Source organism: Thermosulfurimonas marina, from assembly GCF_012317585.1.
Taxonomy (GTDB): domain Bacteria; phylum Desulfobacterota; class Thermodesulfobacteria; order Thermodesulfobacteriales; family Thermodesulfobacteriaceae; genus Thermosulfurimonas_A; species Thermosulfurimonas_A marina.
Genome location: NZ_CP042909.1, coordinates 37812 through 51381 on the forward strand (window position 1 = coordinate 37812; position 13570 = coordinate 51381).

General features: G+C 59.6%; 9 protein-coding genes. All 9 read right to left on the reverse strand.

What is annotated here, in order from left to right:
- Positions 1 to 10 precede the first annotated feature (10 nt).
- The 9 genes from acsC to cooS are packed head-to-tail and all read right to left on the reverse strand — an operon-like array spanning position 11 to position 13536.
- Positions 11 to 1363, reverse strand: a complete 1353-nt coding sequence (gene acsC, locus FVE67_RS00225) for an acetyl-CoA decarbonylase/synthase complex subunit gamma (protein ID WP_168718671.1) — start codon at positions 1361 to 1363, stop codon at positions 11 to 13.
- A gap of 13 nt (positions 1364 to 1376) precedes the next feature.
- Entirely contained in the window at positions 1377 to 3599 is a 2223-nt protein-coding gene (gene acsB / locus FVE67_RS00230; protein ID WP_168718672.1) for an acetyl-CoA decarbonylase/synthase complex subunit alpha/beta, read from the reverse strand.
- A 15-nt stretch (positions 3600 to 3614) separates the two neighbouring features.
- Positions 3615 to 6038, reverse strand: a complete 2424-nt coding sequence (locus tag FVE67_RS09315) for an acetyl-CoA decarbonylase/synthase complex subunit delta (RefSeq protein ID WP_246167905.1) — start codon at positions 6036 to 6038, stop codon at positions 3615 to 3617.
- A gap of 21 nt (positions 6039 to 6059) precedes the next feature.
- Positions 6060 to 6731, reverse strand: coding sequence for a methylenetetrahydrofolate reductase C-terminal domain-containing protein (locus FVE67_RS00245; protein ID WP_168718673.1), 672 nt, complete (start codon positions 6729 to 6731; stop codon positions 6060 to 6062).
- Between the two features lie 13 nt (positions 6732 to 6744).
- Entirely contained in the window at positions 6745 to 7125 is a 381-nt protein-coding gene (locus FVE67_RS00250; protein WP_168718674.1) for a hydrogenase iron-sulfur subunit, read from the reverse strand.
- A 5-nt stretch (positions 7126 to 7130) separates the two neighbouring features.
- Complete coding sequence (locus FVE67_RS00255; protein ID WP_168718675.1) at positions 7131 to 7673, reverse strand: 4Fe-4S binding protein; 543 nt, start codon at positions 7671 to 7673, stop codon at positions 7131 to 7133.
- A complete protein-coding gene (locus FVE67_RS00260; protein ID WP_168718676.1) occupies positions 7673 to 8389 on the reverse strand; it encodes a hydrogenase iron-sulfur subunit in 717 nt (238 codons plus the stop codon). Before FVE67_RS00260 ends, FVE67_RS00255 begins: the two co-directional genes overlap by 1 nt.
- A 12-nt stretch (positions 8390 to 8401) precedes the next feature.
- Positions 8402 to 11467 (reverse strand): CoB--CoM heterodisulfide reductase iron-sulfur subunit A family protein, encoded by a 3066-nt coding sequence (locus FVE67_RS00265; RefSeq protein ID WP_168718677.1) that lies wholly within the window; start codon positions 11465 to 11467, stop codon positions 8402 to 8404.
- Positions 11468 to 11487: 20 nt separating this feature from the next.
- A complete protein-coding gene (gene cooS, locus FVE67_RS00270) occupies positions 11488 to 13536 on the reverse strand; it encodes an anaerobic carbon-monoxide dehydrogenase catalytic subunit (RefSeq protein WP_168718678.1) in 2049 nt (682 codons plus the stop codon).
- Between the last annotated feature and the right edge of the window lie 34 nt (positions 13537 to 13570).

The window sequence follows — 13570 nt, forward strand, 5'->3', positions numbered from 1 at the left end:
TCCAAATTTTTTAAGCCGCCTTCCATTCCTTGAGAAAGGCCGGAAGGCCGCTGGCCTCCCGCGGCCCGATCACGATCTCCCAATCCGGAAGCTCGTCTTCCAGTTCTCCTTTGATTCCCGCAAGGTATCCGGGGATAATCAACTTCCGGTGCTTCACTTTCTCGGCAATGCCGCATTTTTTGACAAATTCCGCAATGGTATCCGCCCCGAATTTTCCGGCGGCCCAGGCCGTAAGCACTGAAAGCCCTTCGGTGTCCTTAATAAGAAGCCAGGAAGGAACCCGGCTCCCTTCCACCTCTCCGGAAACGATGAAGTAGGTCAGGGCAAAATTGCAGGTGATGAGGACCGGCGAGTTCTCGTCCGGGCCATTGATGGGATAGATCCCCTCCTCTACTACCAGTGGTTTCTGGGGATCGGTGAAGATGTTCATCCGTTCCACAAAAAGGGGAAAGAGCACATCTGGCCGAAAATCCGAAAGCACCACCGCCCCGGCGTACTTGGGAATCAATACCGCCGCCAGGATAGCCTCGGAGAGGAAATCCCGGGCATAGCGATAGGGAAAGGTAATAGTGGGGAAGCCGAAGGGCTTAAAGCGCTTCTTGATGGCCGCCCGACGCACGATCACCTGATCCTCATAGAGCTCGCGCACGCTCTGGGCTCCAGTATCCAGCACCAGATCTTTAAGTCCCATTTTGAGAAGCTCTTCGGAGATCCGGGCTGTCTCCCCAAGATTTTCCCCCTTGACCGCCAGGGCGGCCTTCTTCTCTTTGGCTAGCTCGCCCAACTCTTTAAAGTTATCCAGAGTGGCCGCATAAAGAAGCGGGCGATGTTCCCCGCAGAGATCACAGGCCCCCGAAAGGGCCTCCGGATCTCCACTCATAAGCACTAAGACCGCCTCTGGAAGCTCCTCCCGTACCCGTTTAACCAGAGAGACAAAGGCCTCTTTCCCGGACCCGGCATCTTCCACGGCCACCATCTGGGGCTCAAGCTGCACCCCCACCCTCTCCCAACGGCACCTCTTAAAGGCCGAAAGTCTCCGCGACACCTCTTCCTCGGCCATGTCCGTGGCCACCCGCACCCCCACCGCGGTAGGGTTTTCAAAGCGCTTTTCGTGCCGAAAAAGGACGGTCTCTCCCCCCAGCTTTACCTGATGCTCCCCGCTTCCCAGGACCACGGTCCGGATGGGCGGCGCCGAGGCCTCCGCAATCTCCTCCTTCACCGCCGGGTCCACATGCGGGCACTTGTCGATCTCCACCTGCCCGGCAGCCACCTTCATGGCAAAGGCCAGACAGGTAGGGAAGCCGCAGTCCCCACAGTTGGTCTTGGGCAGCTTCTGCATTATCTGGATACCGGTCAGTCCCATCGCAGCCCTCCCTTTACATCAGAGGTTCCATCTCAAGCACCGGGTGCTTGACCTTCTCGATCCACTCCTTGACCTCCTGTTCACTGGTGGCCACGGTCTCGTCGGCGATCTTGTCCAGGAGGTCCGGAATCCCCAACTCTTCGGCCCGTTTCTGTAGGCGCTCCTTCAATTCTTCCTTGAGCATCTTGGGCATCCAGACCACCCGCTTAAGCCCTCCTTCGGCCAAAAGAAACTTCCGCGAGGTAATGTAGTGCTTGGAGACTCCCATGAAACCCGGCGTGACCTGGCCCCCACCCACCATTCCGGCCATGGTGGAAAACTTCATTCCTGTGGGGGTCATGCCCATGTAGTCCCGGTTGACGATCATGATTCCGTTTACCGAGGGCAGCACCGCAGCAATACACTCAAAACACCCGCAGGCGGTCATGGGGTCCACCAGGATGCTGTAAAGGCTCACCCGTTCCACCTTGCCCCGGCTGGCCTTTTTCACGAATTCGTTAATTCCGGAAAACTGACCTAGACGTTCGTCAAGGAGCTCCCCTTTTTCAATGGGCTGGTTGGGTCCTGCGGGATTGAGCTCGTAGCAGGCCTTCCCGTCCAGCCAGTTGTAAGCCCCGCACATTCCGATCCGCTCCGGGGTAATTACGCACACATGGCTGGGGGCAAAGCTCTGGCAAAGGGTGCAGGAATAGTAGACATCCACGCTTTCATCGGTCATGCCCGCAATCCGGGCATCCCGCTTGGCATAGACCTCCTTGGCCAGCTCCAGGATCTCCTTGACCTTGTCCTCCTCGGTATAGATGGTCACCTGGCATTTGTCCACGATGGCCCCGAATTCCTGGCGCATCTTAGCGTAAAGGATCTGTCCGATGTGCCGGAAAAGGAAGCCTTTTTCCACAGCCTGTTTGCTGATGCGCAGCCACATGATGTTCCGCTGGCCTACATGCATAATCCCCTGGGCATAGTTGATAAGATGGTGAAACTGCCGCTCCAGGATGGCCTCAAAATCCTCCTGCATGTTGGCTCCGGCTACCTCCACCACCACGGCGAAGGGCAGCCGGTAAGGCGGACCCGGAAGACCCAGCTTCTCCACCTCATTGATCTCCGGCCCGATGACCTCGATCTTGCCGTCCTCTACCTCATCCAAGGGCTTGGAAAGCAGGAGTTCCACCGCCGGGGTCCGACCTCCCCCGCACTCCAGGTAAAGATCGTCCTTACGCACCCGTTCTCCCTCAAAGGCCGGGGCGTAGGCCACCGGAATGTCCAGCTTGACCGTGGTCACCTTGAGCCCCCGGACCTCAATGGCCCGGTCTACGATCTCCTCGTGCGGCACCCGGGAGACCACATGTTCGTACATACAGATCCCGTAGGGCTTGATCTCCGGCTCATCCCAGTCGGAGATCACCGGAAAGCCCCAGTTGATAGCCCCGGCTCCGTTGGCGTACCATTCCTCGGAGATGGGCCCGAAGGTAATCACAAAGGCGAAGGTCCGGTCCTTGTTGTAGAGGAGATTGCCCATATAGTCCCCGGGCTTGATACCCCCAAAGGCCATGGCCACCCGACAGGCAAACCCGATGGCGAAGACCACCGAGGTATAGTCCGGCCCGAAGGGGACCAGCCGGGTGGGCCAGCCGAGCTGTACCCCGGCCTCCTTGAGCATCTCCGGCATGTAGCGCCCGTCGGTATGATGATGCATAAATACATAGAGGTTTTTTTCCTGAAGCTCTTGGGCGATGCGCACCGCGGTCTCTTTGTCCGGCGGGGCTCCCAGGATGGCCGCAAAGCCCGGAGCGGTTCCGTCCACAAACTCCACTCCTCGCTTCCGGAAAATAACGTCGTCGGCGGCCCCAAGCCAGATATTCCCGTTTACCGGCTCCTCGGTCTTGGTATAGAAGTTGGGATCTTCCAAATACCGGATGGCCTCGATGATCTCTTCGGCAAAGAAGGTGGCCATCCCCGCATCCAGCGCCGGTCCCAGGTAAGGGGTCCAGAGATGTTCGTCTGGTACCGGAGGAAGAAGCTTCCGAGCCTCCTCCAGGACCTCTCCGCAGTCCCCCAATCTCTTTACCGGATAGCCCAACATGGCGTAGATGATGGGAAGATAGTAGGCGGTGTTCGGAAAGGCCACCTCCGCTTCCTTGCCGAATTTCTTCACCGCCTCTTCATATTTTTCCTGGGCCTGCTCCACAATCTTGTGAGCCCCGCGAATGGCCTTGGTGGCAATGATCTTCGACATACCTTAACCCCTCCTTTAACTTTGTTGCATAAGACCGCTTATTATCGTTTTTGTCAACTCTATGGCTTTGGGATGCCGCATGATGAAAAGATCCCCTCCGGCTAGGGCCAGGGCCACGGAGGTGATGGCCTCCATGAGGATTCCCCGGATCTCCTGATCTCCCAGGGTCTCATCGCTGGGAAGGCCGGCTTCTTTGGTCTTCCAGACCTCACGGCCTACATTGCAGACGAAAGGTACCTGGAGTTTGTCGTCCTGGGCGTAAAGGGCCGCAAGCCGGATGCGCTCCATCACCGAATAGGTGTATTCCAATCCATAGCCCAGGGCCCCAATGGAAGGATCCATGAGGATCTTGTCTAGCGACACCCCCACGTTTTCCAGGAGAATATTGAGTTGCTTGGCTAAATTAACGTCAATAGGACTTGAGGCCACCACCGGGAGTCCGTATCCCATGGCCGTAGCCCCTAAAGTACGGTGATTGGCCTCTTCAACCGGTCCAATCACCGCTCCCCGGTCTCCTACCACCTCCGCCACTTCGCGCAGGACCTCCACGTCCTTTTCCGCATGTCCCGCCCCCCAGATGATCAAAGGCACTTCCACCGCCGAAGCCACTTTTTCCACGACCTCTCGCGCATGTTTGGCATCCAGATTGAGATAATTGGGGTCGGTCCCTAAGAGATAGACGCATACGGCCTCGGCCCCGTAAACTTCCACACATTTTTTGGCCCAGGCCGCAGGGTCCCCTAATACCTCGGCAAAGTACTTGGTGAGACTCTCCGGCCAGTCCTCGGGTTTTACATCCAGGACCTCCATCGCAATCCGCGGGGGATGGCGCATCTCGCCTTCAAAGAGGTGGAAGGGCAAAACGTTGGTCCCTCCCACCTTGAAGGCCTTGGCGCCCTTTCCGATCTCCACCTCCCGAATATAGGCTGTGCCGGGGTCTTTATAGAGATCCTCCGGAAGCCCAGCCGCCCGTTCCGAAAGAGGGCGATACTCTCCGGAGAAGCCCAAAATTTCTACCCCTTCCGGCGGAGCGGCCAGAGCCTCTACCGGCGGCTTCTCCTCCACCGGGGGCCTTTCCTTTGCCGGAGGCCTTTCCTCCGGAGGTTTTTCTTCCTTGACCTCCACCTTTTCCGCAGGTTTTTCCTCTTTGACCTCTACCTCTTCCACCACCTCTTCGGGTCGGACCTCTTCTTTCGGGGGTTTCTCCTCCGGCTTGACCTCTTCCACCGGCGGCGCCTCGGCCTTTACTTCTACCCGCGGAATCTCCACCCTTTCGACGGGCACCACCTCGCCCCCCAGAAGGGCCCGCTCCAGCCGGGCCAAGCTGTCGTGGAGGAGGTTTACCCCCTCTCTCAAGGCCTCCATGCTGGAACGGATGGTGGAAAAGACCTCTTTTACGGCCTCCACCGGGATCTCCAGCTTCGGCGGGACCTCGGGCCCCTTTTCAGCCGGAGGCGCCAGTACCTCCACCCGCTCCACGGGCTTTTCCACCTCCACGGCAATGGGTGGACGTACCTCGGCCTCCAGGGGCCGCGGATGAAGCCCCGCGCGCTTCACAATTTCCGGGACGGCCTCCTCCCACTCAATGGCCATAATATGGACCCCGGCTACCCCCGGGATCTCGCGCACCCGCTGAATAATCTCCACCGCGAGATTAATCCCCTCCTCCCGCTTGTCCTTGGCCTCCTTCATCCGCTGAAGGATCTCGTCCGGAACATCGAGCCCGGGCACGAAATATTTCATGTAACGGGCCATTCCGAAGGACTTGGGCGGAGTGATTCCGGCAAGAATATAGGCCTTCTCCACAAGCCCCATATCCCGGGCCATTTCCATGAACTTCCGAAACCGCTCCACATTGTAAACAATCTGGGTCTGGATGAATTCCGCCCCGGCGGCGATCTTTTTGGCCAGACGCTTGACCCGGAACTCAAAGGGATCGGCAAAGGGATTGGCCGCCGCCCCCAGGAAGAACTGCGGTCGGTCCCCGGTAAGTTCCTCCCCGCAGAGGAACTTGCCTTCGTCCCGCATCCGCCGGACCATATCTAGAAGCTGGATGGAATCCAAATCAAAGACCCCTTTGGCCTCCGGGTGGTTTCCAAATTTCTGATGATCTCCCGTAATACAGAGGAGATTGCGTACCCCCAGGGCCGCCGCTCCCAGAAGGTCGGCCTGAATCCCGATCCGGTTGCGATCCCTGCAAGTCATCTGAATGACCGGCTCTACCCCCTCGGCCATCACTAGAACCGCCGAGGCGATAGAGGACATACGCACAATGGCCGTTTGACAGTCGGTAATATTGGCCGCATCCACATATCCCTTAAGAAGGCGGGCCTTGCGCCGCACGACCTCGCCGTCGGCACTCTTGGGAGGCCCGATCTCCGCCGTGACCGCAAAATGCCCTTCGGAAAGTACCCGCTGTAAATGGCTCCTTGGCTCCACCACCCTACCTCCTCAGAGTTTTTACCCTAACCTCAGGTCTTCTCTTACCCTCTCCCGGGGACCCCCGTGGCCCGCCGGGCGCCAATCCTTGGCCGGGAAAAAGGCCAGAAGCCTCTCCAGCTCTCCCCGCTCTGAAAGCCTCTCATAGATCTGGTACCATACACAGGGGACCTCCGGGCGAATCTCGCAGCGCCCCCCCTGAGAGCCCCCACAGGGGCCGTTCAAAAGATTTTTGGCACACCGGGCGATGGGACAAAGCCCCCCGGTCACATCGACAATACAGTCCCCACAGCCCCGACACTTCTCCTGCCACTCCCCCAGGGCGGGATTGGCCCCGTAAAAGGTGGTATCCACTCCGGGATAGACCCGGATCTCCGGGAAAAGATCCGCAATGAGGTTGACCCCCACCCCGCAGGCCATGGAAACCACCGCCTCGTAATCCCGGGCCAGCTCCCGCAGCGGGGCCAGATACTCCGGGTCGCACTGGCGAATGAGCGTGGCCTCTCCGGTCACCAGCTCTCGTCCGGCCCGTTTGCGGGCCAGCCTCAGGGCCGCCGCCAGGGTCTCCACCTCTCGGTCCCCTCCGGCCGAACAGATGGCCACACAGCCTCGACACCCCAGAACCAAAACCCTCTCATAAGGCTCAATGGCCTTCAAAATTTTGGGAAGGGGCCTTCGTTCAGCAATTATCATTTTGACAATCTCCTCAAGAATTAGATTTTATTTTTAAAGCTGTTTCGAAGGTCTTTTTGACCTCGGCCATGAAGGGGCCGGTGTCCAGCCGCGGAAGATAGGCAAAGCGGACCCTTTCCGCCTCCAGGCCGATTTCCTCCAGGATCTTTTGGGCCCCCAAGACCTTCTTTTCCGCCCGCAGGCTTCCGGAAAGGTTATGACACTTGTCCTTTTCGCAGCCGGCCACCAGAACCGCCTCCGCCCCTTCCTCAAAGGTCTTGAGGATATCGGCCACCTCGATGTGGCCCGAGCAGGGGTAGCGCCGCACAATCACCGTGCCCGGGATCTGGCGAAAATCTTCCTCTCCGGCCTGGTTGGTATAGTGGCAACAAAGCACTCCGATGGTCACCTTCATGCCCCTCACACCCCCACTCTTAAAATCTCAAACTCCGCCGCGGGCTTCATCTCGATGGCCCGGGCGGGGCACTCCCGCACACAGATCCCGCAGGCGTGGCATTTGGCCGGATCAATCACCGCATAACCCTCTTCCCGGATGCTCGGAGCCCCAAAGGGACAAACCCGTACACAGGTAAGGCACACAATGCATTTTCCGGGATTGACCCGGGCCAGTCTTCCGGCCTCGAAAAGATCCTCCTCCGTGGCCAGTCCCGTCTTGAGGGCATAGTTCCGCAGGGCCCGGATGACCTCCGCCGGCTTTACCTCCATGGGACAGACCGGGACACAACTTTCGCACTGGGAACACCACCAGAGAAGGGGGCGGCCGAAAAGTTTTTCCTTAAGCCCCAGGATGGTGGCATGCACAATCACCCGAGGATCAAACTCCTTGCGGGTCTTTTTCACCGGACAGATCCCCGAACAGGCCCCACAGCGGAAACACTGACTATAAGTCTCCGGAAGCCCCTCCACCTGCGGAAGCCACTCCCTTTCAAGCAAAAGCTCCATCACTTTTTCCCCTTTTCCAGAGATTTGAGGATACCCGAAAGTTCTTCCTCGGTAGCCCCGGTGGCCTGAGCCAGGGCCTCAAGACTCTGGGGCCCTTGGGAAAGCAGCTCCCGGACCTCGGCCTCAAAGATGCGCTTTCTGATCTGGGGAAGGAGCTTCTTTTCCACTAGGGCCTCGATATTTTCCGGGCTGTAGTCCCCGAGTTTTTTGATCTCCCGGGCCAAATTTCCGTACTGGGCCCTAAACTGCATGTTTTCGCAGAGCTTGCGGGCGGACTCCAAGCGAAACCGCAGGGTCTGCCGAGAAAGACCCTCCGCCTCCCCGAGAGGACCGAGCTTTTTGATCCTTTCAGTAAAATCGGTGACCAATTTCACGAAACGGGGGCCCTCGGCCGCTGAGGCCCAGTCGATATAAAATCTCTCTCTCCGGATCCCCACGGTATCGAGGATCCTCCTTACCGTTTCCGCCATCACCAAAGCTTCGAAATTACCAGACTGGTAATGACATTCCCCGAGGTGTCACCCGCCTACAAAGACTCCGTCAGAGCCCACGTAAAAGGCCTCTACCACAAACCGGGGATCCATGCGACCGGTACACATGATGCGGATGACCCGGTTATTGGGGGGATAGTTGAACCGGGCCACCCCGGCAGAGTCCGCCGCGGCATAGCAGCACCAGTTACAGAGAAAGCTCAGGATCCTGGGCTCAAATCCCATAATCCTCCTCCTTTAAGCGGCTTCCTTGGTCTCTTCACTAGCGGCCTTCTCTTCGGCCTCCTCCAGGCCGAAGGCACGGATCTGCTCCAAGATGGCCTCGTCGGTAAAACCTCCCAGGGTGATGGCAAAGACCGGACAGTGCGCCCCGCAGACCCCGCATCCCTTACAGGCCGCAGAGATCACCTGGGCCTTGCGCCGTTTGTCCACTTTGACCATCTCGATGGCGCTGTAGGGACAGAGGGCCGCACAGATCCCGCAGCCGATGCACTTTTCCGCATCCACCCGGGAGACGATGGGCGGAACCTCCACATAGCCTTTGGCCAGAGGGATAGCGGCCTTGGCCGCCGCAGCCCGAGCCTGGGCCAAGGTCTCAGCCAGGGGCTTGGGACCATGGGCCAGACCGCAGACATACACCCCATCCACCGCTACCTCCACCGGCTTGAGCTTTACGTGGGCCTCAAGTACGAAACCCTCCGGGGTAAGCGGGGTCTTGAGGATCTGGGCCACCGGGTTTTCGGCCTCGGCCTCCACCCCTACGGAAAGGACCACCAGATCCGCGGGGATCTCCACCTCTTCTCCCAATAGGGCATCGCAGGTTTTTACCCGCACTCCCCGGCCCTTCTTTATCACTTCCGGCCGCCGCTCCGGCTCGTAGCGCAAAAAGACCACTCCCCGGTTGCGGGCCTCCCGATAGAGCTCCTCGTAAAAACCATAGGTGCGCAAGTCACGATAGAGGATGAAGATCTCGGCCTCAGGCTTGAGCTCTTTGAATTTGAGGGCGTTTTTCACCGCCTGGGTACAGCAAAGCTTACTGCAATAGGGAAGCTCCTCCCCCCGGGAGCCCGCACACTGAATCATCACCACCCGCTTGACCTTGCCTAGGGCCCGCTTGCCCTGAGAGAGCTTTTCCTCAAACTCGAGCTGGGTAAGGACCTTGGGGCTTTCGCCATAGAGGTAGCCCCGGGGACGATGTTCGTGGGCCCCGGTGGCCAGGACCACTACTCCATGGTTGACCACCTGAGAGCCCTCGGCCACCCGAAGGGTGGAGGTGAAATTACCCACATAACCCGAGATGTTTTCCACCGTAGCCCCGGTATAAAGGTGGATCCGGGGGTGCTTTTCTACTTTCTTTATCAAATCCTTCAGAATCTTCTGCGGATCCTCTCCTTCGGCCAAAAAGCGCACCCGCCGCAGGTTCCCCCCGAGCTCCTTTTCCCTTTCCACTAGATGGACTTCAAAGCCCTGCTCGGCGATGGAAAGGGCGGCCTGCATCCCTGCCGCCCCGCCTCCGATGACCAGGGCCGCCGGCGTGACCTTTACCTTCTGAAGCTCAAGCGGGCGCAGCCTTCGGGCCTTGGCCACGGCCATCCGCACCTGGTCCATGGCCTTGCGGGTGGCCGCCTCGGGATCGTCGGCATGCACCCAGGCACACTGGTCCCGGATGTTGGCCATCTCCACCAGGGCCAGGTTGAGCCCCGCCTCCCGCAGGGTCTCCTGAAAGAGGGGTTCATGGGTCCGGGGACTGCAAGCCGCAATCACCAGGCGGTTGAGCTTGTGTTCCCGGATAATTTCCTTGAGACGTTCTAGGGAATCCTGGGCGCAGGAATAGACCATGTTGTCCGCATAGACCACCCCCGGGAGACTAGCCGCATAATCCTTGACCCGCTGAACGTCCACCACTCCGGCAATGTTCACCCCGCAATGACAGACAAAGACCCCCACCCGGGGCTCCAGAGAGAGCAACTCTTCGTCTTCCGGAGGAAAACTCTTCTCTACCGCGTCCTTTCCGCGGACCTCAGAGAGGAGTTCGGAGACCTGGGCGGCCGCACCACTGGCCTGCATCACGCTTTCGGGAATGTCCTTCGGCCCCTGAAAGGCCCCGGCCACATAGATTCCCGGCCTGAGGGTCAGGGGATCCGCCGCCGAGGTCCGGGCAAAACCGAAGGGATTGAGCTCCACCCCGAACCTCTGGGCCAACTCTTCGGCTCCGGCCGGGGCCGAAAGCCCCACCGAAAGAACCACCATATCAAAGAGCTCCCGGTGGACCTCCCCCTCCTCGGTAACGTAGGTCAGCCCCAGACGGCCGTCCACCTGCTCCACCTTGGGTACCCGGGCCCGGACCACCCGCAGGCCGTATTTTTCCACCGCCCGCTCAAAGGCCGCATCAAAGCCCTTGCCCATGGTGCGGATATCCATAAAAAAGAGGGCAATTTCGGTCTCGGGGGCATGTTCCTTGAGCATAGAGGCCTCTTTCATGGCGTACATGCAGCAGACCGAGGAGCAGAAGGGCCGCCCGCAGGAGACATCCCGGGAGCCTACACACTGGAGGAAGGCGATCTTCCGGGGATGGGTGAGGTCTGAGGGGCGTAGGATTTCTCCTTCGGTAGGGCCGGAAACACACATCAAACGCTCGATCTCCAGGCTGGTCATCACATCGGGATAGACCCCGTAGCCGTACTTGGTAAGGGCCTCCTCCGGCACCTCCCCGAACCCGGGACAGAGGACCACCGCCCCCACCTCAAGCTCCCGCACCTCGGGTTTTTGCGAAAAATCTATGGCCTTAGGGCCGCAGACGTTGGTGCAAATCATACAGGTCTCATGGTTGAGCCGGAGACAACGCTCTTCATCAATGTAATAAGAGGTAGGAACCGCCTGAGGAAAGTCGATGCGCGCGGCCCGGGTGAAATCGAGCCGCTCATTATACTCGTCCACGGCCTCCCGCGGACAGTACTGCATACACTGTCCACAGGCCGTGCACTTGTCCGGATCCACATAGCGGGGCCTAATCTTTACCCGGGCCTTGAAATTTCCCGGCCGCCCGGAGAGACCCTCCACCTCGGCCAGGGTTAGGATTTCAATGTTGGGAGACCGACCGGCCTCCACCATCTTGGGCGCCAGTATTCAGATACTGCAGTCGTTGGTGGGGAAGGTCTTGTCGAGCTTGGCCATCACCCCCCCGATGGAGGCCTTCTTCTCCACCAGGTAGACGTAATAGCCAAGGTCCGCGAGATCCAGAGCGGTCTGGATCCCGGCGATTCCACCTCCCACCACCAAGACCTTTCCAGACTTTTTGGCCATCTAAGTCCTCCTCTGCAGTTTTAGGCGGCCTTCTTTTCCTCCTCCGGCGAGACCCGGAGAGAGACCGGTCCAAAACAGCCCAGCCCATGGAAAGGACTGGTGACCTTGGGGCTCTCCAGGGCCCGCCGCATGGCCATGTCGTAAAGGACCCGCGGCTTGGGTTTGTCGATCCCCAGGGCCTTACGCTTGGCCTGAATATGGTCGATCATGATGGCCGCGAATTCCCCGGCCTTGCGGGCCACCCTCCAGCCAGCCCCAAAGATCCTTTCCATCTCGTGGAAGAGGAAGTCGGTGGCCACCTGGCTTTTGAGCGTGGGGAAGTCCGGTCCGAAGACCACCGTGGCCCCACTGGCCACAAAGTATTGCCCGATGGTGATGGCCTTCTCGCTCATCCACTGCGGGGCGCATCCTACGGCCGGAAGATCACTAATATCCTCGCCCAGACCCCCGGTGTTCACCATTTCCGTGGCCGCGATAAGGATCCGGCTGTTGTCCACGCAGGAGCCCATGTGCAGCACCGGAGGACAACCTACGGCCTCCAGGACCTCCCGCAGGGAGTCCCCGGCCAACTCCGCCGCCTCGGGCCTCAAAAGTCCGGCCCGCCCCAGTCCGGTGGCCGCACAACCGGTGGTCAGCACCAGGACGTTATTGGCGATAAGTTCCTTGGCCAGCTCCACATGGACCTCTTCGTCCACCCGGAAGTTGTCGCAACCCACAATGGCCGCCACTCCCAGGATCTTTCCGTTGATGATGTTTTCGTTAAGGGGCTTGTAAGAGGCCCGGAAGCGCCCTCCGAGCATGTAGAGGATGGTCTCGTGGCTGAAGCCCACCACCACATCCACGGAATGATCCGGGATGTCCACCCGGGACTTATCCCGCTTGGGGAAACGGGCGATGGCCTCTCGCAGGATCTGTTTGGCGCACTCCAGGGCCTTGCGGGCGTCAAACTCGATATGGATGGCCCCTTCCATGCGGGCCCGGGGATTGGTGGTAATCACCGCGGTATGAAAGTGCCGGGCGATTTCGGCCACATTCTGCATGATGCACTGCACATCCACCACCACCGCCTCTAGGGCCCCGGTGGCGATAGCCGCCTCTTGCTGGAGAAAACTTCCGGCCACCGGGATCCCCCGACGCATAAGGACCTCGTTGCCCGTACAGCAGATGCCCGCAAGGTTCACCCCCTTGGCCCCCACTTTTTTGGCCTCTTCCACGATCTCCGGATCGCTGGCCGCTATGGCTAGGGCCTCGGCCAAAACCGGCTCATGCCCGTGCACGGCCACATTGACCATGTCCTCCCGAATGACACTGAGCCCGATGTTAACCCGGGCCTTAATGGGGCCGGGGTTTCCGAAAAGGAGGTCTTGAAATTCGGTGGCGATCATGGAGCCGCCCCAGCCGTCGGCCAGGGCCGTGCGGGCACAGGCCATAAAGATATTCCGATGGTCCTGGTCCACCCCGATGGTGGTCCGGTGAAGGAGTTCCACCACCTCCCGGTCCACACCTCGAGGCCAGACTCCAAGCTCCCGCCAGAGCTGTTTCCTCTTTTCTGGAGCCCGGTTGAGGAGAGGGATCTCTCCCTCCTGCTGATTGAAGACCCGCAGGGCGGCCTCGGCCATTTCCTGGAGGAGGGCTTGCTCTTCCTGATCAGGATTTACCCCCAAGGCCTGGGCCACCACCCGCAGTTTCCGCTTGTCCTTAACCTCAAAGGGGGTCTCCCCATGGACGGTCTCATAGAAGTCGATGGCCACCTGGCGGCCGTGATCCGAGTGGGCCGAGGCCCCTCCGGCCACCATACGTCCAAAGTTACGGGCCACCACCGTAGCCGCGCTGGCCCCGCAGACCCCGCGCAACTCCTCCACCCCTTCCACTACCTGACAAGGCCCCATGTTGCACACCCGGCAACAGGTGCCTCCCTTTCCAAAAAGACAGGGCGTGGTCCCCCGGCGCTCCACCCGGGCCGGAGTGGTCAGGACTTCGTCCCCCAGCCTTTCATAGATGACCCGGGCGGTCTCGTTCTGGACCTTGGGCGCGGCCTTCTTCTTTTTGAAACGAGCCCTGGTGTCCATATCGGCCTCCTTTGATTTGAATTCTTTAATTCTT

Bases quoted from the DNA above. Each gene is read 5' to 3' on its own strand.
- cooS (WP_168718678.1), bottom strand. From the start codon at position 13,536: ATGGACACCAGGGCTCGTTTCAAAAAGAAGAAGGCCGCGCCCAAGGTC.
- FVE67_RS00250 (WP_168718674.1), bottom strand. From the start codon at position 7,125: ATGAAGGTGACCATCGGAGTGCTTTGTTGCCACTATACCAACCAGGCC.
- acsC (WP_168718671.1), bottom strand. From the start codon at position 1,363: ATGGGACTGACCGGTATCCAGATAATGCAGAAGCTGCCCAAGACCAAC.
- FVE67_RS00245 (WP_168718673.1), bottom strand. From the start codon at position 6,731: ATGATAATTGCTGAACGAAGGCCCCTTCCCAAAATTTTGAAGGCCATT.
- acsB (WP_168718672.1), bottom strand. From the start codon at position 3,599: ATGTCGAAGATCATTGCCACCAAGGCCATTCGCGGGGCTCACAAGATT.
- FVE67_RS00255 (WP_168718675.1), bottom strand. From the start codon at position 7,673: ATGGAGCTTTTGCTTGAAAGGGAGTGGCTTCCGCAGGTGGAGGGGCTT.